General features: G+C 70.3%; 21 protein-coding genes and 1 pseudogene. 14 read left to right on the top strand and 8 right to left on the bottom strand.

What is annotated here, in order from left to right; genetic code table 11:
• Nucleotides 1-2: 2 nt before the first annotated feature.
• From IPM43_00470 to IPM43_00440, 7 genes are all read right to left on the bottom strand, one after another.
• Nucleotides 3-1,955: a ferrous iron transporter B gene (locus IPM43_00470; protein ID QQS24909.1), complete on the bottom strand. Its 1,953-nt coding sequence runs from the start codon at nt 1,953-1,955 to the stop codon at nt 3-5.
• A complete protein-coding gene (locus IPM43_00465) occupies nt 1,942-2,187 on the bottom strand; it encodes a ferrous iron transport protein A (protein QQS26273.1) in 246 nt (81 codons plus the stop codon). The genes IPM43_00470 and IPM43_00465 overlap by 14 nt, the downstream gene beginning before the upstream one ends.
• Before the next feature lie 140 nt (nt 2,188-2,327).
• Nucleotides 2,328-3,446 (bottom strand): transaldolase, encoded by a 1,119-nt coding sequence (gene tal, locus IPM43_00460; GenBank protein QQS24908.1) that lies wholly within the window; start codon nt 3,444-3,446, stop codon nt 2,328-2,330.
• On the bottom strand, nt 3,443-5,428 hold the full coding sequence (gene tkt, locus IPM43_00455) for a transketolase (protein ID QQS24907.1): 1,986 nt from the start codon (nt 5,426-5,428) through the stop codon (nt 3,443-3,445). Before tkt ends, tal begins: the two co-directional genes overlap by 4 nt.
• Nucleotides 5,429-5,481: 53 nt before the next feature.
• Nucleotides 5,482-5,880 carry a hypothetical protein gene (locus tag IPM43_00450; GenBank protein QQS24906.1) on the bottom strand — a complete coding sequence of 133 codons (399 nt, stop codon included), beginning with the start codon at nt 5,878-5,880 and terminating at the stop codon, nt 5,482-5,484.
• Nucleotides 5,881-5,899: 19 nt separating this feature from the next.
• Nucleotides 5,900-6,988: an amidohydrolase family protein gene (locus tag IPM43_00445; protein QQS24905.1), complete on the bottom strand. Its 1,089-nt coding sequence runs from the start codon at nt 6,986-6,988 to the stop codon at nt 5,900-5,902.
• A gap of 25 nt (nt 6,989-7,013) precedes the next feature.
• The gene (locus IPM43_00440; protein QQS24904.1) at nt 7,014-7,787 is read right to left on the bottom strand and encodes a fatty acid desaturase; all 774 of its coding nucleotides are present in this window, start codon (nt 7,785-7,787) and stop codon (nt 7,014-7,016) included.
• A gap of 27 nt (nt 7,788-7,814) precedes the next feature.
• Here IPM43_00440 and IPM43_00435 point away from each other — a divergent pair.
• The 11 genes and pseudogenes from IPM43_00435 to IPM43_00385 all read left to right on the top strand — a co-directional run bounded on the left by IPM43_00435 (nt 7,815) and on the right by IPM43_00385 (nt 16,085).
• Nucleotides 7,815-8,048, top strand: a pseudogene (locus tag IPM43_00435) (helix-turn-helix transcriptional regulator).
• A 446-nt stretch (nt 8,049-8,494) separates the two neighbouring features.
• On the top strand, nt 8,495-8,956 hold the full coding sequence (locus IPM43_00430; GenBank protein ID QQS24903.1) for a PaaI family thioesterase: 462 nt from the start codon (nt 8,495-8,497) through the stop codon (nt 8,954-8,956).
• 36 nt (nt 8,957-8,992) lie between these two features.
• Nucleotides 8,993-11,170, top strand: coding sequence for an acetate--CoA ligase family protein (locus tag IPM43_00425; protein ID QQS24902.1), 2,178 nt, complete (start codon nt 8,993-8,995; stop codon nt 11,168-11,170).
• The gene (gene dacB / locus IPM43_00420) at nt 11,167-12,615 is read left to right on the top strand and encodes a D-alanyl-D-alanine carboxypeptidase/D-alanyl-D-alanine-endopeptidase (GenBank protein ID QQS24901.1); all 1,449 of its coding nucleotides are present in this window, start codon (nt 11,167-11,169) and stop codon (nt 12,613-12,615) included. Before IPM43_00425 ends, dacB begins: the two co-directional genes overlap by 4 nt.
• 5 nt (nt 12,616-12,620) lie before the next feature.
• Nucleotides 12,621-13,241, top strand: a complete 621-nt coding sequence (locus IPM43_00415) for an LON peptidase substrate-binding domain-containing protein (protein QQS26272.1) — start codon at nt 12,621-12,623, stop codon at nt 13,239-13,241.
• A 34-nt stretch (nt 13,242-13,275) separates the two neighbouring features.
• Nucleotides 13,276-13,614, top strand: a complete 339-nt coding sequence (locus tag IPM43_00410) for a hypothetical protein (protein QQS24900.1) — start codon at nt 13,276-13,278, stop codon at nt 13,612-13,614.
• On the top strand, nt 13,614-13,826 hold the full coding sequence (locus IPM43_00405) for a hypothetical protein (protein QQS24899.1): 213 nt from the start codon (nt 13,614-13,616) through the stop codon (nt 13,824-13,826). Before IPM43_00410 ends, IPM43_00405 begins: the two co-directional genes overlap by 1 nt.
• A 6-nt stretch (nt 13,827-13,832) precedes the next feature.
• Nucleotides 13,833-14,090: a hypothetical protein gene (locus IPM43_00400; GenBank protein QQS24898.1), complete on the top strand. Its 258-nt coding sequence runs from the start codon at nt 13,833-13,835 to the stop codon at nt 14,088-14,090.
• A gap of 49 nt (nt 14,091-14,139) precedes the next feature.
• The gene (locus IPM43_00395) at nt 14,140-14,337 is read left to right on the top strand and encodes a MoaD/ThiS family protein (protein QQS24897.1); all 198 of its coding nucleotides are present in this window, start codon (nt 14,140-14,142) and stop codon (nt 14,335-14,337) included.
• Nucleotides 14,338-15,303, top strand: coding sequence for an adenine nucleotide alpha hydrolase family protein (locus tag IPM43_00390; GenBank protein ID QQS24896.1), 966 nt, complete (start codon nt 14,338-14,340; stop codon nt 15,301-15,303). It begins immediately after the preceding gene.
• Nucleotides 15,300-16,085: a tRNA (adenine-N1)-methyltransferase gene (locus IPM43_00385; GenBank protein QQS24895.1), complete on the top strand. Its 786-nt coding sequence runs from the start codon at nt 15,300-15,302 to the stop codon at nt 16,083-16,085. Before IPM43_00390 ends, IPM43_00385 begins: the two co-directional genes overlap by 4 nt.
• Nucleotides 16,086-16,111: 26 nt before the next feature.
• Here IPM43_00385 and IPM43_00380 read toward each other — a convergent pair whose 3' ends face one another.
• Entirely contained in the window at nt 16,112-16,357 is a 246-nt protein-coding gene (locus IPM43_00380; protein QQS24894.1) for a ferredoxin, read from the bottom strand.
• A 189-nt stretch (nt 16,358-16,546) separates the two neighbouring features.
• Here IPM43_00380 and arc point away from each other — a divergent pair, with 189 nt between their 5' ends.
• Genes arc through IPM43_00365 form a run of 3 tightly spaced genes read left to right on the top strand, consistent with a single transcriptional unit; the run spans nt 16,547 to nt 20,074 of the window.
• Complete coding sequence (gene arc, locus IPM43_00375) at nt 16,547-18,304, top strand: proteasome ATPase (protein QQS24893.1); 1,758 nt, start codon at nt 16,547-16,549, stop codon at nt 18,302-18,304.
• 59 nt (nt 18,305-18,363) lie between these two features.
• Nucleotides 18,364-19,848 carry a proteasome accessory factor PafA2 gene (locus tag IPM43_00370; GenBank protein ID QQS24892.1) on the top strand — a complete coding sequence of 495 codons (1,485 nt, stop codon included), beginning with the start codon at nt 18,364-18,366 and terminating at the stop codon, nt 19,846-19,848.
• Between the two features lie 31 nt (nt 19,849-19,879).
• Nucleotides 19,880-20,074 (top strand): ubiquitin-like protein Pup, encoded by a 195-nt coding sequence (locus IPM43_00365; GenBank protein ID QQS24891.1) that lies wholly within the window; start codon nt 19,880-19,882, stop codon nt 20,072-20,074.
• Nucleotides 20,075-20,078: the final 4 nt, after the last annotated feature.

Raw genomic sequence — 20,078 nt, 5'->3', positions numbered from 1 at the left:
CACTAGGCGAGGGCATACACCACCTGCCTGGCGACGAACGCACCGACGTAGGCGAGCAGGAACATCGAGCCGAGCGCGACGAGTGGCCACTTCCACGAGTTCGACTCGCGGCGCAGCACCGCGACGGTGGCCAGGCACTGCAGCGCGTACACGAAGAACACGAGCACGGCCGCGACGGTGGCCGAGTCGTACACGAGCGAGCCGTCCTCGTGCTGAAGGCCGCGGAGGCGTTCGGGCAGGGCCTCCTCGGACTCGGCCGCAGTGGTGAGCGCAAGCGTGCTGACGAACACCTCGCGGGCGGCGAAGCTGGAGATGATCGCGACGTTCGTGCGCCACTCGAAGCCGAGCGGTTCGAAGACAGGCTCCAAAGCCGTGCCGATCCGACCGGCCAGGCTGTGCTCCATCTCGTAGCTCGCCGCTTCGGCCTCGTTCAGGCCCTCCGGAGCCGACACCCTCGGCAGGCTGAGCAGCACCCACAGCACGAGCGACGTGGCGAGGATGATCGTGCCCGCCTTGCGCAGGAACGACCACGCGCCGTCCCACGTGTAGAGCAGGACGGAACGGATCGTCGGACGCCGGTAGGGGGGCAGCTCCATCAGGAACGGTGCCGTTGCACCGGTCAGCATCGTGCGATTGAGCACGCCGGCGTAGACGAGGCCGGACAGCGCGCCGAGCACGTACAGGCCGAACAGCACCAGGCCCTGGCTGCGCAGCGGCCCGAACACGGCCCGGTCGGAGACGAACGCGGAGATCATCAGCGTGTACACCGGCAGCCGCGCCGAGCACGTCATCAACGGGGCGGCGAGCATCGTCGCCAGACGGCGTCGCTCGCTCGGGATGGTACGGGTGGACATGATCCCAGGCACGGCGCACGCGAACGACGACAGCATCGCGACGAAGCTGCGCCCCTCCAGCCCGAAGCGGCCCATCACCCGGTCGGCGAGGAATGCGGCTCTGGCCAGATACCCGGTCTTCTCCATCACGGCGAGGATCGTGAACAGCAACACGATCTGGGGCAGGAACACCACCACACCCCCGACACCGGCGATCGCACCGTCGGCGACGAAGTCGCCGAGCACGCCCGGGAAGAGCTCACGCGCCTGGTCGCCGAGCCAGCTGATGGCGCGCTCCAGCAGGTCGACGACCGGTGCCGCCCAGGCGAAGATGGCCTGGAAGAAGAGCACCATCGCGAGCAGGAACACGACGAAGCCGGAGACGGGGTGCAACAGCACCGCGTCGATGCGCCGCGAGCGCTTGTCCGGACCAGGCGTCTTGACGCTCGAGGCGACCACCGAGGCCACCCACGCCGCGCGGTGCTCACGCTCCGCAGGGGGTCGCATCACCGGGCGCTCCCATGTGTCGGTGTCGGCGAGCAGCGCGCGCAGGCGGTCGAGGCCGATGCCGCGATGGCCGACCACCGGCACCACCGGAACGCCGAGCGCGCGGGCGAGCCCGGCGACATCGACCGAGCCGCCGCGGGCGGTCACCTCGTCGACCATCGTCAGCACCACGCAGGTCGGCAGGTCGAGGTGCAGCACCTCGGCGACGAACAGCAACGAACGCTCCAGTGCCGTCGCGTCGACGACCATCACGAGTGCCCGGGGCCGCTCGTCGCCGTGGCCGGCGAGGGTGTCGACGACGACCTGCTCGTCGGGGCTGACGGGGGACAGGCCGTAGGACCCGGGCAGGTCGACGAGCAGCACCGAGTCGCCCGCGGTGCCTTGCCCCTCCGGTAGGCGCGCGATCCCCTCGTGGCGGCTGACGGTGACCCCGGGGTAGTTGGCGGTCTTCGCCCGCAGGCCGGTCAACGCGTTGAAGATCGTCGTCTTACCGCTGTTCGGGCTGCCGAGGAGGGCGATGTGGCCGTCGCGCAGGGCATGGCGGGTCTGGCCGCGGTGTTGACCCGGCGCGTCGTGACAGGACGCGTCGGACCGCGGTTGGTCAGCGCGGGCCATCGCCGTCGACCGCCTCGACCACGTGGTCCGTCTCGACCACCTCGACCAGCGCCGCGTCGGCGCGCCGCATCGCCAGGCGTACGCCGCGCAGCTCGTAGACGACCGGGTCACCGAGAGGAGCGCGCCGCTCCACCCGCACCAACGTTCCCGGCCAGAAGCCGAGGTCCTCCAGCCGGCGGGAGCGCACGCCGTCGACCACCGCAGTGACCACCGCCGAGGCTCCCACCTTCACGTCCGACAGCTTCAACCGGTGCCCTCCATTCGGCGCGTCGATCCACACCGGGGCAAAGGTGTGTTAGGGATACCTAACCTGATCGGGCGAGCGACCCATAGAGGCTTTGGTCCCCTCGCCCCTGACGGCGCGCCTTCGGGTCAGGGATCGGCGTGCAGCTCGCCGGCCTTGGTGCCGAGCGCGTCGAGCAGCTCGTCGAAGCTCTTCTGGAACGCGGAGACGCCTTCTCGCTCGAGCCGGGCGGCGACGTCGGCCATGTCTACGCCCGCGGCGGAAAGGGCGCTCCAGGTGGCCTCTGCGGCGTCGACTTCGTCGTCTACGCGCCGGGCCAGCAAGCCGTGGTCGGCGAAGGCGGCGAGCGTGTCGTCGGGCAACGTGTTCACCGTGTCCGGGCCGATGAGCTCGTCGACGTAGAGCGTGTCGCGGTAGGCGGGGTTCTTGGTCGAGGTCGAGGCCCAGAGCGGCCGCTGCACGCGGGCCCCGCGGGCGGCGAGGGCCTGCCATCGCGGCCCGTCGAACACGGAGCGGAACTGCTGGTACGCCAGCTTGCCCTGGGCCACCGCCGCCTTCCCTCGCAACGCGAGCGCCTCGGGGGATCCGAGCGTGTCGAGGCGCCGGTCGACCTCGGTGTCGACCCGGCTGATGAAGAAGCTGGCCACGCTCGCCACCCGTGACAGGTCGGCGCCCGGTGTGGCCGCGAACGCCTCGAGGCCGTCGAGGTAGGCCTCCATCACCTGGCGGTGCCGCTCGAGGCTGAAGATCAACGTGACGTTGACGTTGCGTCCCTCGGCGATCATCTGGCGGATCGCCGGCAGGCCGGCCTCGGTGGCGGGGATCTTCACCATCAGGTTCGCCCGGGCGATGCGCAGGTGCAGGTCACGGGCAGCGGCCTCGGTGCCGGCGGCGTCGTGCGCGAGGCCGGGGTCGACCTCGACGCTCACGAACCCGTCGCCACCCTCGCTCGAGTCGTACACCGGGGCGAAGACGTCGAGTGCGCCCAAGATGTCGTGCAGCACGAGCGCCCAGTAGTCGTCGATCACGGGGTTCGCGTCGGCGGCGAGGCGCCCGAACTGCTCGTCGTAGTCGGCCGATCCCTGGATCGCCTTCTGGAAGATGGTCGGGTTGGAGGTGAGCCCGCGCACGCCGCGGTCACGCAGCCCGGCGAGCTCACCACTCGTCAGGTAGCCGCGCCGCAAGTTGTCGAGCCACGGACTCTGCCCGTGCTCGGTGTACAGCCGCCCGATGCGGTCGCCGCTCATTGGCTCACCTGCCTTCTCACCAGGTCGGACGCCTGGTTCACGATGTTGTCGACGTTGATACCGAGGCGTTCGAGCGCCTGTGCTCCCGGAGCGCTCACCCCGAAGCGATCGATGCCGATGCAGACGTCGGCGAAGCGGTGCCACCCGAACGTCGTCGCCGCTTCGACCGACACCACCGGCACCCCGGGCGTCAGCACGGACTCGCGCCAAGCATTCGCTTGCGCGAGGAATCGGTCCCACGACGGCATCGACACCACTGTGGCGGCGACTCCCCGACCGTCAAGCACCGCCGCCGCCGCAAGGCACGGAGCCACCTCGCTGCCGGTGGCGACGAGGATCACGTCGGGGCGGCCCGGGCCGGGTGCCGCGCGGACGACGGCCGCACCCGTTTCCACCGCGGAACCGTCGGTGACCGTCGGCACCGCCTGGCGGGACAGCACGAGCGCGGTCGGCCCCTCGAAGCCGACCGCGGCGCGCAGCGCGGCGGCGGTCTCGTTGCCGTCGGCGGGGCGGATCACCTGCAGCCCGGGGATCGCGCGCAGCGCGGCGAGGTGCTCGACGGGCTGGTGGGTGGGGCCGTCCTCGCCGACGCCAACCGAGTCGTGGCTGAACACGAAGAGACACTTCGCGCGGCTGAGCGCAGCGAGGCGGATCGCGGGCTTCATGTAGTCGAAGAAGACGAAGAACGTGCCGCCGACGGGGTACACGCCGCCGTGCAGCGCCATGCCGACCAGTGCCGCGCCCATCGCGTGTTCACGGACGCCGAAGTGGATCTGGCGCCCTTCCGGATCGGTTGCCGACTGAGCCACCTGTCCGGCCAGCTTGACCCCGGTGTTGCCAGTGAGGTCGGCCGCGCCGACGAGCAGCCCGGGCAGGCCGGGCAGAACGGCGTCGAACGCCTTCTGGATCGCCTGGCGGGTGGCGAGCTGGTCGGAGCTGTCGAACACCGGCAACGAGTGGTCCCAGCCGGCGAGCGCGCCGCCGTGCCAGCAAGCGTTCCACGCGTCGTGCTCGCCGACGAGGTCGGCAGCACGGCGCGCCCACGCCGCGCGGGCGGTGGCGCCGCGCTCTGCTGCAGCGGCACGCGCCGCGGCGACGAGCTCGGGCGGTGCCCAGAACGCCTCGTCGGGGATGCCCATCACGGCCTTCGTCCGGGTGACGTCCTCGGCGGTGAACGGGTTGCCGTGGGCCTCGTGGCGGTCGGTGTGGTCGGGGGAGGGGAACGCGATGTGCGTGCGCAGGACGAGCAGCTTGGGTCGGTCGTCCTCGCTGTCGCGAGCGGCCAGCAGCGCGGCTTCCAGCGCGTCGCAGTCGTCGGCGATCTCGCCGAGCTCGGTGACCGCCCAGCCGTAGGCCGCGAAGCGTTCGGCGACGTCGTCGCTGCAGGTCAGGTTGATGTCGCCGTCGATCGTGATCCTGTTGTCGTCGAAGACGGCGATCAACCGCCCGAGGCGCAGATGGCCGGCGAGCGAAGCGGCCTCGTGGCTGATGCCTTCCATCAGGCAGCCGTCGCCGACGGACACCCAGGTGTGGTGGTCGATCAGCTCCTCGCCGAAGCGGGCACGCAAGAAGCGCTCGGCGATGGCCATTCCGACCGCATTCGCGAAGCCCTGCCCGAGCGGGCCCGTCGTCACCTCGACCCCGGGGGTGTGGCGGGCTTCTGGATGACCGGGGGTGGCCGACTCCCACTGGCGGAAGGCCAACAGGTCGTCCATCTCGAGACCGGTACCGCTCAGGTACAGCAACGCGTACTGCAAGATGGAGGCGTGGCCGTTGGAGAGCACGAACCGGTCGCGGTCGGGCCAATGCGGGTCTGCCGGGTCGTGCTTCAGCACCCTGCTGAAGAGCACGTGTCCGAGGGGTGCGAGGGCCATCGCCGTGCCCTGGTGCCCGCTCTTGGCCGCGAGGGGGGCGTCCATCGCGAGGCCGCGGATGAGGCTGATCAGCGCGCGGTCCTGCTCTGGGGTAAGTCGCGAGGGCATCGAGCCGATGGTATCCGCGGGGGCTGGCGGCAGGTGGTGGCGATCGCGTGCGCTCAAGTGGCAGGAGCGAGCAGGGTGAGCGGCACCAGCAGCCACGGTCCACGGTCGACGCGGCAGTGGGCGAACACCTGCCCGTATTCGGTGAACTCGACCTCGCCGCGCACCAGGCGATACGTGAACTTGCCCGGTTCGACGCTGAACGGGCTGACGTTGCGGGCGAGCTGCTCGTCGTCCTCGCCGCGGCCGCGTCTGTAGACCACTTCGAACACACCCTCGCCTCTCTCGTCGGGATCGCACGAGATGAGCGCCAGGAGGTGGGGAGCGACGGTGACCGGCACCGGCGAAGGTGCAGCCATCGAGAAGAACGCTCCGGTGATGTCGATCCGGGTGCTCGGACCCGGCGCCGCACGTAGCTCGAAGTTCTCGACGAAGAGGGCGCTCAGGATCTGCATCGCATCAGAGGGTAACGACTCAGCGAACTCGGTCTCCGGCCACCCAGACCCCGGCGACCTGCAGATCGGGGGTGAGCGCGACGAGGTCGCCGCGCTGGCCCGGGGCGATCTCGCCCCGGTCGCTCAGCCCGATCAGGCGTGCCGGCGTGGTGGATGCTGCGACGAGCGCCTCGGCGAGGCCGACGCCCGCCCGCTCGACGCACGTCCGTATCGCGGCGTCCATGGTCAGCACGCTTCCGGCGAGGGTGCCGTCCGCAAGCCGGGGGGCGCCGTCGCGCACCGCGACGGCGACCGTGGCGACGGCGTCGGTGACGAGCGCGACCTGCCCCGGCTTGGCGGCGAACGCGAGTCGGATCATCGTCGGGTCGACGTGGACGCCGTCGGCGATGAGACCGACGGTGAGCCGCTCCTCGGTGAGCGCCAGCGCGGCCAGACCGGGTTCGCGGTGGTGGAGACCGCTCATCGCGTTGTAGAGGTGGGTGACCATCGTCGCTCCGGCGTCCACGCACGCCTCGACGTCGGCGGGTGCGGGGGTGGAGTGCCCGAGCGAGACGGTGACCCCGCGCTCGCGCAGCAGTCGGCACGCGTCGGCCGCGCCGGCGAGCTCGGGAGCGAGGGTGACGATGCGCACGATCGCGGCCAGCGAGGCGAGCCAGCCGGTGTCGATCGGCCGCAGCAGGTGGCGTGGGTGCGCCCCGGGGGCACCGCCGAGGAACGGGCCTTCGAGGTGCGCTCCGGCGATGGTCGGGCGACCCCTTGCCGGGCGCGCCGCCGCCTGCGCGATCCGCTCGAGCGCGCCGGCGTAGTGCTCGAGCGGTGCCGTGACGAGCGTCGGGCACCAGGTGGTGACGCCTTGGTCGCCCAGCAACCCGTCGAGGCGGTCCCACTGCCCGCCGGCGGCGGTGGCCACGTTCACGTCGTCGATGCCGTTGACCTGAAGGTCGACGAAGCCAGGGGCAAGGACGATGTCGGGCAACCCCGTCGCGGGCGCCGGCCGCACGGCGCGGATCCGACCGGCGGCGTCGACCTCGACCACGCCGGCTGCGAAACGGGGTCCCGGGCACAAGATGCGCGCAGCGGCGATCTCGCTCGGTCGGGTCTGCTCCATCGGCTCTCGCGTCGGCCGCGCGGTCCTAGCGCGACCCGGTGGTCACTCTGCGGGGGGCGGCCGGGTTGAGACGCACCTCGGACAGCCGCACCCGGGCGAGGCGGAGCCAGGTGAGCACCTTGATCACCCACCAGCCCGGATCGACCTCGAACCAGCGATGCGCGAGGCGGGCCGAGGTCGGTGCGGCGTGGTGGTTGTTGTGCAGCCCCTCGCCGGCGGTGACGAACGCCAGCCACTGCAGGTTGCCGGCCGAGTTCGCGTACGGCCGGCGTCCGAAGTGGTGGCCGATCGCGTTCACCGCGGCCGAGCCGCCCAGGTAGAGGTTGAGGTGCACGAATGCGCCGAGCAGACCGACCGTCCAGCCGAAGGTGAGCACCAGCAGTCCGAGCCCGAGGCCGAGCCCGAGCAAGGCGTGGTCGAACAACACCTTGTCCCAGCGGTCGCCGGGCATGTCCTTCGCGTAGCGCGCCACGGTCTCGGGGCGGCGCGCTTCTCGCCGGTAGAGGGCGACGTTCGTCATCTGCACCCGCTTCCATCCGAGCAGCACGGGGGAGTGCGGGTCGCCGGCGACGTCGGTGAACGCGTGGTGCTTGCGGTGCACGGCCACCCATTGCCGGGGACGGATGCCGGTCGTGATCCACGTCAGCACCCGGAAGACGAACACCACCGGTGGGGCGAGGCTGAGCGCTCGGTGCGTCGCTGCTCGGTGCAAGTAGACGGTGGTGGCGATGTTGGCGAGGGTCGACACCCCGAAGCCGACGAGCAGGGAGCGAATGGCGATGGCGACGACGGTGGGCATCGAGTGACATTCTAACATGCCTACCTACTGGTCGGTAGGCAGATCGGCCCGAGGCTGTACGCTGGTCGGGTGACGCAAGCGACCGCAGCGCCCTCGACCCGCGAGACGATCCTCGCCGAGGCGACCCGCTGCTTCGCCGACGCCGGGTACGAAGGCACCTCGTTGAACGACATCGCCGCAGCGGTCGGCATTCGGCGGCCGAGCCTGCTGCACCACTTCAGCTCGAAGGACGCGCTGTACGGCGAGGTGTTCGAGCGCCTGCTCTCCGACTGGTTCGACCGGGTGGCAGAAGCGATCGGGGCGGCCGAGCACGGCTGGGCCAAGGTCGAGCTGGTGCTCACCGGGGGATTCCGCTTCTTCGCCGAAAACCCCGACTACGTGAAGCTCGTTCGCCGTGAGGCCCTCGACGCCCAGTCCCATCTCGGCGTCGATCTCGCCGCCGTCCTGCGCCCGATGTTCGACGGTGCGGCCGACTTCTTCCGCCGCGAGATGAACGCCGGCTCGTTCCGCAAGCACGATCCCGAGCAGCTGTTGCTGTCGGGATACGGCGCGCTGCTCAGCTACTTCAGCGATGCCCCGTTCCTGGAAGGCATGCTCGACGCCGACCCGATGTCGCCGGCCATGCTGCGCCAACGCCTCGACCACGTCGTCGGGCTGTTTCGCGCCGCACTTGTGCCCTAGCACGGGTCGTGTGCCAGTTTGGGTCGATGAGCACGGTGCTGCCCGGTCGGGCGGGTGAGTTCGAGCCCCTCGCCGAGGCCGAAGCCGAGCGGTGGCGCCGGTTCGGGCAGTGGGAGCGGGTGCACTTCTTCCAACTGGTCGGGATGCGGGTGGAAGAGGTACGCCGCGACTACTGCCGGATGCTGCTGCCGTACCGACCCGAGCTCGAACAAGGTGCCGGGCTGGTGCACGGAGGAGCCATCGCTTCGCTGCTCGACACCGTCGTCGTGCCGGCGATCGGATCCGCCTACGGCCCCGATGCCGAGTTCGCCACCGTCGACCTGCACGTGCAGTACCTGGCGCCACTGCTCGCCGAGGATGCGCGCGCAGAGGGTTGGGTGGTCAAGCGCGGGCGCTCGGTGGTGTTCTGCGAGGCAGAGGCGCGCGGCGCCGCGAGCGCCAAGCTCGTCGCCCGTGCTCTGCTCACCTACAGCGTGCGCAACGTCTGACCGCGGCGGCGGCCTCGTCGCTACGGTACGGGACCGATGCCACCTCAACCGTTGCCCCCGCGCACGCTGTCCGAAGCCGCGTCGAAGGACCTGCTGCGCGGATTCGGCGTACCGATCGGGCAGGAGCGTCAGGTGGCATCGCCCGACGACGCCGTGGCCGCGGCTGAACAGCTGGGCTTCCCCGTCGTAGCGAAGCTGTGCGGCGATGCGATCGCTCACAAGACCGAGCGCGGCCTGGTCCGCCTGCGACTCACCGACGGCGACATGGTCAGGGCGGCGGCCGGCGAGCTCCTCGCCGCGGCGACGCCCGACGACGGCGAGGTGTCGGTGCTCGTCGCGCCGATGGTGTCGGGTAACCGCGAGCTGATCGCCGGGATGATCCGCGACCCCCAGTTCGGCCCGTGCGTGATGCTCGGGGTCGGAGGCGTTCTTGCCGAGGCGGTGGCCGACGTCGTCTTCCGCCCGGCTCCGGTAGACCGCGTCACCGCCCACGAGATGATCGAGGATCTCGCGACACAGCGCTTGCTCGGCGAGTTCCGCGGCGAGGCCGCCGTAGACCGCGAGCAGCTCGCCGAGGCGCTGATCGGCCTGGGCAGGCTCGCGATCGACCGCCCCGACGTGACGAGCGTCGACCTGAACCCGCTGATCGTGCGCTCCGACGGTGCTCCGGTGGCCGTGGACGCCCTCGTCGAGCTGGACGCCGGCGGCGACAGCCGGTCGCCGATCGCCGCGGCACGCCCCCGCCCGAGCGACGAGCACTTCCGCGCGCTGTTCGAACCGCGCGCGGTGCTCGTCGCCGGCGCGTCCACCCACCCGGGCAAGTTCGGGTTCGTGTCGCTGCACAACATCCTCGCCGCCGGCTTCGCAGGGGCCGTGTACGGCACGAACCTGCAGGGCGAAGAGGTGCTCGGGGTGCGCACCGTCGCCGACGTCGCCGAGCTCCCCGACGGTGAGATCGACCTCGTGTTCGTGTGCACCCCGGCCTCGGCGAACCCCGAGCTGCTCCGGGCGTGCGCCAGCAAGGGCGTCCGGGCCGCGTTCTTGACCTCGGCCGGTTACGGCGAGGCAGGCGACGACGGCCGCCGGGCCGAGGCCGAGCTCGTCGCGCTCGCCGACCGGCTCGGCATCTTGCTGGCCGGCCCGAACGGCCAGGGTGTGGTGTCCACCCCGGCCCGGCTGTGTGCCCAGATCGTGGCGCCGTACCCCCCGCCGGGCAGCATCGGCGTCGCCAGCCAGAGCGGCAACTTCGTCTCCAGCTTCCTCAACTGGTCGAGGGCCACCGGGGTGGGCATCAGCCGGGCGGTGTCGGCCGGCAACGCGGCAGCGGTGAGCGTGGCCGACTACCTCGACTTCTACGCCACCGACCCGGCAACCGCGGTCGGGCTCGCTTATGTGGAAGGCATCGTCGACGGCCGCGCGCTGATGCAGCGCCTCGCCGGCGCCGCGGCTCGCAAGCCGCTCGTGCTGGTGAAGGGCGGGGCCACCGAGGGTGGGGCGCGAGCAGCGGCCAGCCACACCGGCGCCCTCGCCGCCGACGACAAGATCTTCGACGGGTTCTGCCGCGCCGCGGGGATCACCCGCGCGGCGACGGTGGAAGAGGCGTTCGAGGCGGCGGCGACCTTCGCCACACAGCCACTGCCCGCCGGACCGAACGTCGTCGTCTTGACCACCGCCGGCGGCTGGGGGGTGGTCACCGCCGATGCCATCACCCGCGACGGCCGGCTGCGGCTGCTCGAACTTCCCGACGACCTGCGCGCCGCGGTCGACGCGCTCCTGCCGCCGAGGTGGAGCCGCGCCAACCCGGTCGACTGCGCGGGAGGCGAGACGCGCGACACGATCCCGCAGGTGATGGAGCTGATCGCGACGCACCCCGACGTGCACGCGATCGTCTACTTGGGCCTCGGCATCCAGTCGAACCAGGCCCGCCTGATGCGCGAGGGGCCCTTCTATCCCGACCACGGCCTGGAGCGGATCGTCGCCTACCACGAGCGTCAGGACGCCCGCTTCGCCGAGGCGGCCGACGAGCTGTCGCAGCGCACCGGCAAGCCGATCCTCACCGCCACCGAGCTCGCCGTGGCCGACCCGGACAACCCCGGCCCGGCCACCGTTCGGGCCGCTGGCCGGCTGTGCTACGGCTCGGCGAACAGGGCGGTGACGGCGCTCGGGCACCTCTACCGCTACGGCGAGCACCGTCGTCGAAGAGGGCTTTCGTGACGACCCCTCGTCCGCACCCTGTGGTGGTGCTCACGGCGATCGCTCTCGTGCCCCTGGCCGCCCTCGTCGGGCTGTGGGCCTGGGCCGACGCCAAGGCCGGCAGTGACACGCCGACCCCCAACGCGCTGACCCCGCCGCCCACGGTCGACGCGCCGACGCCCGTGCTGTCGATGCGCCGGGTTCCCGCGGTGGTCTCGCGCGACGTCAACCTCGACGAGCTCGAAGTTGCCCTCGTGCCGCTCACCGACGTCGTCGGCGAGGGCTCGTGCACGTCGGTCGCGGTCGACGGATTGCGCGTCGTCGAGGACAACGCGGCTTCTACGGTGCTGCCGGCCAGCACCCAGAAGCTGCTCACCGCCGCCATCGCGCTGGAGGTGCTCGGCAGCGACTTCCGCTACGTCACCGAGGTGCGGGGAGTGCTCGACGCCGCCGGCACGGTGAACGGCGACCTGTACCTGGTCGGCGGCGGCGACCCGATGCTCGCCGCGGACTGGTACCCCGAGTCTGGTCTCGCCCGTTACCCGCAGTTGCCGGCTACGAGCCTCGACGCCTTGGCCGACTCCGTCGTCGCCGCCGGCGTCACGACGGTGAACGGCAGCATCGTCGGTGACGGCAGCCGATACGACGACGAGCGCTTCCCCCCGACGTGGTCCGACGAGGTCCGCGTGGTTGAGGGCGGTCCGCTCGGCGGCCTCATGGCAAACGACGCGGCGGTCCTCGACGACCCGTTGAAGGCCTCCGACCCGGCCGAGGGTGCTGCGCGAGAGCTGCTGCGCCTGCTGCGCGAACGCGGTGTAACGGTGAGCGGCGCCTCGACCGTCGCCGCGGCGCCGGCCGGCCTCGCTGTCGTGGCGTCGGTCCAGTCCGCGCCGCTCGGCGAGATCGTCGGCGAGATGCTCTCGACGAGCGACAACAACACCGCCGAGCTGGTGGTGAAGGAGGTCGCCGTGGCGGAGACCGGGCTCGGCACGCGCGAGGCCGGCCTGCAGGTGATGCGTGACCAGCTCGCCGCGTGGCAGGTGCCCCTCGTCGGGGTGGTCCTCGCCGACGGCTCCGGGCTGTCGCGCGACAACAGGGTCACCTGTGCGGCATTGATGGCGGTCCTCGAGCGCCACGATCCCGCCGACCCGATCGGCAGCGGCCTGGCCGTCGCCGGTGAGACGGGCACTCTCGCCGAGGTGTTCGTCGACGATCCGATGCAGGGCCGCCTGCTCGGCAAGACGGGCACCCTCACCGACGTGAAGGCACTGGCTGGCTTCGTGCCCGAACCGGTCGGGGCCGGCCCGAGCGTGATCCAGTTCGCCCTGCTGCTCAACGCGCCCGGCGTCGACCAGCAGGCCGGCTACCGACCGATCTGGGAGGGCGTTCTCTCTGACGCCTTGGCCTCGTTCCCCGCCGGCGCGACGGCCGCGCAGCTGGCACCTCCCGACGCCGTTCCCCGATGACGGCGATGCCGATGTTCCCGCTCGGCTCGCCCCTCTACCCGGGGGCCGCGCTGGCGCTTCACGTGTTCGAGCCTCGCTACCGCGAGCTCGTGCGCGACTGCCTCGCGGCCGACGTGCCCGAGTTCGGTGTCGTCATGATCGAGCGGGGGAGCGAGGTGGGTGGCGGCGACCAGCGCTCCACGTGGGGCACGGTCGCCCGCATGGTGCAGGTCGGCGCGCTGCCCGACGGCAGGTACTCGGTCGTGGCCGTCGGAGGGCGGCGGCTGAAGGTGAGCACCTGGCTGCCCGACGATCCGTACCCCCGCGCCGACGTGGAGGACTGGCCAGAAGACGGTGGCGACGCCGCCGACGAGGATCGCCTGATCGCCGCGGTCTCGGCACGTGTGCGGCGTGCCCTCGCGCTGTCGGTGGAGCTCGGAGACCTGACCGAAGTGCCCGAGATGTCCGTCTCGGCCGATCCGGTCTCGGCGTCCTACCGGCTGGGTGCCCTGGCGCCGATCGGGCCGGCCGACCGCCACAAGCTGCTCGGCGCGCCTGGCCCGCGTGCCCGCCTGGAGATGCTCGAAGGTGTGCTCGACGACGTCGAGGCCCTGCTGCGGTTCCGCCTCGGGGGAGCCGCACCCTGAGCCCGGATCAACGGTGTCTGCTAGAAACTGGCCCGTGAGCGACCGCCAGGCGAGTCCTGCGACATCGACGGACAGCACGAACGTCGGCGAGCTCTTCGAGTTCGTCAAGACCTACGCCCGCCAGGAGACCCTCGGCCCGATCAAGGGAGCCGGGCGTTGGCTGGGGTACGGCGCGATTGGCGCGCTGCTGCTCGGCGTCGGGTTGATGATGCTGTTGCTCGGCCTGCTGCGGGTGCTGCAGACCGAGACCGATGCGTTCGACGGTTCGTGGAGCTGGGTGCCGTACGCGATCGTGCTGGTCGCGGCAGGGGCGATCGTCGCCCTCAGCTTTTCGAGGATCAACCGAGCCACCCTCGCGAAGGAGCGCCGCTGATGGCCACGCCAGCGACCAAGATCACCCGTGACGACCTCGAAGCCAGGCTCCAGACCTTCCAGGACGGGCTGCAGGGCAAGGTGGAGGATCGCAAGCAGACGCTGCTCACTGCCGGCGCGGCCGTGGCCGCGCTGATCGTGCTGGTGGTGTTCGTGCTCGGCCGGCGGGCGGGCAAGAAGAAGACCACCATCGTCGAGATCCGCCGGGTCTGAAAGACCGTGCGCCGCCGTCCCAGCCTCCTGTCGCCGATCGCGTACGTCCGCCGGCGCGCCATCTACGACGGCCTGCTCGGCGGCCAGCGCGGCTGGTTGGCGGTCGGCGGGGTCCTCTGGGGGGCGCGTTTGCTGCGCAATGCCGTCGGGCGTTCCGAGCAGGTCGTCGCCACAGAGGTGCTGCGTCCCGGCGAGACCGTGACGGTGGTGGCCATCAAGGCGCCGTCGCGAAGCGAACGCAAGGCTGCGAAGCGCTCCAACTGACCGGCTGAAGCGTGTTCGGCCCACACGCCGGGCGAGAATGGTCCCCGCGATGAAGGTGATGCTGCGCAATCCGCCGAGAGAGCTCGACCTGCCCGGAGGGCGACGGGTCCACGCGCTGTTGGCCGAGCTCGGTCTGAACCGTGAGTCACACCTCGTCATTCGCAACGGAACGCTCGTGCCGAGTGACGAGCTGCTCGCGCCAGACGACGTCGTCGAGATCCGTCCCGTCATCTCGGGAGGTGCCTGAGTGAAGTGCCGCACGTGCCGTGGACCGGCAGTGATCGACCTACCCCGGCACAACGCGAACTTCTGCGCCGAGCACTTCTTCGAGCTGTGCCGGCGCCAGGTGGCCAAGGCCGTGCACGACCACGACATGCTGCGCCCCGGCGATCGGATCCTCGTCGCGGTGTCCGGCGGCAAGGACAGCCTCGCCGTGTGGGACATGCTCGTCGATCTCGGCCACGATGCCGACGGCCTCTACGTCGGGCTCGGCATCGGCGACTACAGCGACGTGTCGGCCCGGTACGCGAGGGCGTTCGCTGCCGAGCGAGGGCTCACCTTGCACGAGGTGTCGCTGCGGGCCGACCACGGCTACGACGTACCGACCGCCGCGCGCGCCACCCGGCGTGTGCCGTGCAGTGCCTGCGGGATCAGCAAGCGTCACGTGTTCGACCGCGCCGCGCTGGACGGCGGCTACGACGTGGTGGTGACCGGCCACAACCTCGACGACGAGGCGGCGGTGCTGTTCGGCAACACCTTGCGATGGGACCTCGAGTACCTCGCGCGCCAGCTTCCCGTGCTACCCGCAGCCGACGGCTTCCCCCGCAAGGTGAAGCCGCTCGTGCGCCTGAGCGAACGGGAGACCGCGGCGTGGTGCGTGCTGCGCGGCATCGACTACATGGTCGAGGAGTGCCCGATGGCGATCGGCAACCGCCATCTCGGGTACAAGGAGACGCTCAACGCCGTCGAAGCGCGTTCGCCGGGCTCGAAGGCGGCGTTCTACCTCGGCTTTCTGGAGCGGATGGCCCCGCTGCTCGCGAGCGTCGACGCCTCCGGGCGCGAGAGCCTGCAAGCCTGCACCCGCTGCGGTTCGCCGACGGGCGTGAAGGGCGAGGCCCCGTTGTGCGCGTTCTGCCGCCTGGTCGAGGCAGGTGCGGCTCACGAGCCGGTGCCGGTCGAGATGCTGCTCGGCCGCAAAGGACGCCAGCCGTGAGCGCCGCCGCGGGCCGCCTGTTCGAGTTCGGCGACAAGGTGCTGTTGCTCGACGCCAAGCGGCGGCGGTACCTGGTGACGCTCGTCGAGGGGGGCGAGTTCCACACTCACGCCGGGTTCGTTCCCCACGGCGAGATCGCCGGCCGGCCCGAGGGCACTCGCGCGGTTTCCACGCGAGGAGCCAAGTACCTCGCCCTGCGCCCGACGCTCGAGGACTTCGTGGTGCAGATGCCGCGTGGGGCACAGGTGATCTACCCGAAGGACCTCGCGCCGATCTGCATGATCGCCGATATCGGACCGGGCGTCCGGGTGCTGGAGAGCGGGGTGGGCTCGGGGGCGCTGTCGATGACGATGCTGCGCTGGGGGGCCGAGATCGTCGGCTACGAGCTGCGCGAGGACTTCGCGAACCGGGCGCGCACGAACGTGCGTGAGTTCGTCGGCGCCGCGGCGTTGGAGCACTACCGGGTGGAGCTACGCGACTGCTACGAGGGCATCGACGAGCGCGACCTCGACCGCGTCGTGCTCGACCTGCCCGAGCCGTGGCGCGTCGTGCCTCACGCCGCGGGCGGGGCGCTCCGCGCGGGCGGGATCCTGATCGCGTACACCCCTTCGATCATGCAGGTGTCGCGCGTGAGAGAGGCTCTCGACACGGCGGCGTGGTCGGAGCAACGCACCTTGGAGGTGCTCCACCGCACGTGGCACGTCGAAGGACAAGCGGTGCGACCCGACCACCGCATGGTCGCGCACACCGGTTTTCTCACCGCCGCCCGGTACCTCGGCTGAATCAGCCGGTGATCCTCGGGCGCTGGTCAGGGCTCGATGAAGATGCACTCGCCGGGGCACTCCTCGGCGCTCTCGATGACGGCGTCGAGCTGACCGTCGGGGATCTCGGCCATGCCTTCGGCCCCCTGGGGGTTGCCCTTGGCGGTGGCGAAGACCTTGTCGCCTTCTTTTACGTACGCGAGCCCGTCGTCCAGCAGGGTGAACACGTCGGGTGCGATCTCTTCGCAGAGGCCGTCGCCGGTGCAGAGATCCTGGTCGATCCAGACCTTCATGTCGCTCGTTTGCTCCTTGGCATCGCGGGGGTGATGGGCGTCGACGTGACGGGAGGCCGTCGTGCTTGCCGACACTTTACACGGCCGAACCGGTGGAAACATGTTGGCAGCAAAGGCATCACCGGTCCGTAACACCGGTGCGTGTAGGTTCGCAAACACGTAGCCGTTGCGCTGCGGAAGGAGGAGCACGTGACCTCTCGGGACGACGGTGACGAGAACGAGGTCGGTCTGCGGTCCCAGGTAGTGCTGCTCGAAGAAGAGATCGGCCACCTCCGCCGCAAGCTCGCCGACTCGCCCAAGCGCCTTCGCCAACTGGAGGAGCGCCTGCTCGAGACGAAGGGTCAGCTGGCGCAGGCCTCGGCGCAGAACGAAAAGCTCAGCTACACCCTGCGTGAGGCGCGCGAGCACATCTCCGCCCTGCGCGACGAGGTCGACAAGCTCACCCAGCCTCCGTCGGCGTACGGGATCGTGGTCGGGCGCAACTACGACGACGAAACCGTCGACGTGCTGACGAGCGGGCGCAAGATGCGCGTGAACCTGCACCCCGACATCGAAGCCGACGCCCTCGAGCTCGGTGCCGAGGTGGTGCTGAACGAGAGCTTCAACGTGGTCCTCGCCCGCCGGCCGGAACTGGTCGGCGAGGTGGTCACGGTGAAGGACCTGCTCGACGACGGCGTGCGGGCGATCGTCGTCGGTCGCGCCGACGAGGAGCTGGTTTGTGAGCTCGCCGACGCGGTCCGCGGGATGCACCTGCGCCCGGGCGACACGATGCGCCTCGACGTGCACTCCAACTTGTTGCTCGAGCGGCTGCCCCGCCCCGAGGTGGAAGACCTGCTGCTCGAAGAGGTGCCGGACATCTCCTACGACGACATCGGCGGGCTCGACGAGCAGATCGAGCAGATCGCCGATGCCGTCGAGCTGCCGTTCCTGCACCAGGAGCTGTTCGCCGAGCATCGCTTGCCGGCGCCGAAGGGGATCTTGCTCTACGGCCCGCCCGGCTGTGGCAAGACCCTCATCGCGAAGGCGGTCGCGAACAGCCTCGCGAAGAAGGTGGCCGCGGCCACGGGCGGCGAGAAGGGGCGCAGCTACTTCATCAACATCAAGGGCCCCGAGCTGCTCAACAAGTACGTCGGCGAGACCGAGCGCCAGATCCGCATGGTGTTCCAGCGGGCCCGGGAAAAGAGCGAGGAGGGGTGGCCGGTCATCGTGTTCTTCGACGAGATGGACTCGATGTTCCGCACCCGCGGCTCGGGCATCTCCTCGGACATGGAGTCCACCATCGTGCCCCAGCTACTCGCCGAGATCGACGGCGTCGAGGGGCTGCGCAACGTGATCGTGATCGGCGCGACGAACCGTGAAGACCTGATCGATCCGGCGATCCTGCGCCCCGGCCGCCTCGACGTGAAGATCAAGATCGAACGGCCGGCCGAGAACGCGGCGGCGCAGATCTTCGCCCGCTACCTCACCACCGACATACCTCTGTCCGCGGACGAGGTGGCCTCGCTCGGCAGCGGCGACCCCGAGGCCGCCGTCCAGCGGATGATCCGCTCCACCGTGGCCGAGATGTACCGCGACGACCACGACAACCGCTTCCTCGAGGTCACGTACCAGAACGGCGACAAGGAGATCCTCTACTTCAAGGACTTCGCCTCAGGGGCGATGATCGAGAACATCGTGCGCCGGGCGAAGAAGCTCGCCATCAAGCGGTTCATCGCCGGAGGGGTGAAGGGCGTTTGCACCCAGGACCTGCTCGACTCGATCAGGCGCGAATACCGCGAGCACGAGGACCTGCCGAACACGACGAACCCCGACGACTGGGCGAAGATCTCCGGCAAGAAGGGTGAGCGGATCGTGTTCATCCGCACTCTCGTCAACGAGGGCCGCGACCGCGCCGACCTCACCGGTGGCAGGGCGATCGAGCGGGTCGCCACCGGCCAGTACCTGTAGGCAGAGCGGCCCCGGCGGCGCTGCCGCGCTCGCCACGAGACGTGGCGATATGGTGCTGCATGGCCATCCCCAAGGTCTGCGGCATCGAGACCGAGTACGGGATCCAGGTTCGCGGCGCCGACACGAACCCGGTGGCTGCGTCGAGCGTGCTCATCAACTCCTACGTCAGCGGCACCAGCCGCAAGGTCAGCTGGGACTTCGAGGACGAGCACCCGGGCAACGACGCCCGCGGCTTCACCTACGAAGACGTCTTCCCGCCCGAGGTCGACACCCACCTGGTCAACGCGGTGCTCACGAACGGTGCCCGCTACTACGTCGACCATGCTCATCCGGAGCTGTCGACGCCCGAGTGCCGTACTGCGCTCGAGGTGGTGCGCTACGACCGAGCCGCGGAAGAGATCGTGCGGCGCTCGATGGACTTCGCCAGGTCGGCGTTGCCCGACGGAGCCGAGCTCGTCGTCTACAAGAACAACAGCGACGGCAAGGGAAACAGCTACGGGTGCCACGAGAACTACCTGCTCGCGCGGGAGCTGCCGTTCGCGCGGGTCGTCGCCCAGGTGACGCCGCACTTCGTCACCCGCCAGGTGTTCGCCGGAGCCGGCAAGGTCGGCTGCGAGCTGCCCGGAACCGACGCGGTCGAGGTGCCGTTCCAGCTCAGCCAGCGCGCCGACTTCTTCGAAGAAGAGGTCGGGCTGGAGACCACGTTGAAGCGCCCGATCGTCAACACCCGTGACGAGCCGCACTGCGACCCGCAGAAGTACCGCCGGCTGCACGTGATCGTCGGCGACGCCAACATGAGCGAGGTGGCCACCTACTTGAAGGTGGGCACGACGGCGATCGTGCTGGCGATGATCGAAGACGACGTCGTCGGCCAGGACCTCGCGCTCGGCAATCCTGTCGCCGCGATTCGCCAGGTCAGCCACGACCCGAGTCTGCGGCGCACGATCATGCTGCGTGACGGCTCACGCGCCACTGCGCTCGAGGTGCAATGGGCGTTGCTCGAACGGGCCCAGAAGTACGAGCGCTCCCACGGTCTCGAATGCGTCGACGAAGCGGTGGGGGCCGACCTGCTGCGGCATTGGGAGCTCGTCCTCGCCGGGCTGGAGCACGATCCGTCGACCGTGGCCGACGTCGTCGACTGGGTCGCGAAGCAGCGCCTCGTCGTCGGCTACGCCGAGCGCCACGATCTCGGGCCGAGCGACTCGCGGCTGAAGGCGATCGATCTGCAGTACCACGACCTGCGCGCCGGGCGAGGGCTGTCCGAGCGAGTTGGTCTGCGACAGATCGTCGACGCCGACGAGGTCGCGCGGGCGGTCACCGAGCCGCCCTCCAGCACCAGAGCGTTCTTCCGTGGTCGGTGCCTGCAGAAATGGCCCGACGACATCGTCGCGGCCAACTGGGATTCGATGGTGTTCGACGTCGGCAGGGAACCGCTGCGGCGGGTTCCGATGATGGAACCGCTGCGCGGGACCGCCGACATGGTGGGTAGGTTGATCGACGAGTGCGACACCGCGGCCGAGCTGCTCGCTCGGCTCGAGGCTTAGCCCGAGTACGAAGATCGAGGGAGGCGGCTGGATGGCAGAGCGAATCCAGAAGCAGAAGTCGGCCCCGAGCCGTGAGGCCGAGGTCGCCGAAGAAGTAGCCGCGCCTGGCGAGCAGGGCGAGAAGCTGAAGGCCGAGCTCGACGACCTGCTCGACGAGATCGACGAGGTGCTCGAGGCCAATGCGGAGGACTTCGTCAAGTCCTACATCCAAAAGGGCGGTCAGTAGCCCC

The sequence above is a fragment of the Actinomycetota bacterium genome (assembly GCA_016700055.1).
GTDB lineage: Bacteria > Actinomycetota > Acidimicrobiia > Acidimicrobiales > Ilumatobacteraceae > Kalu-18.
This window is presented reverse-complemented; position numbering and strand designations above follow the sequence as displayed.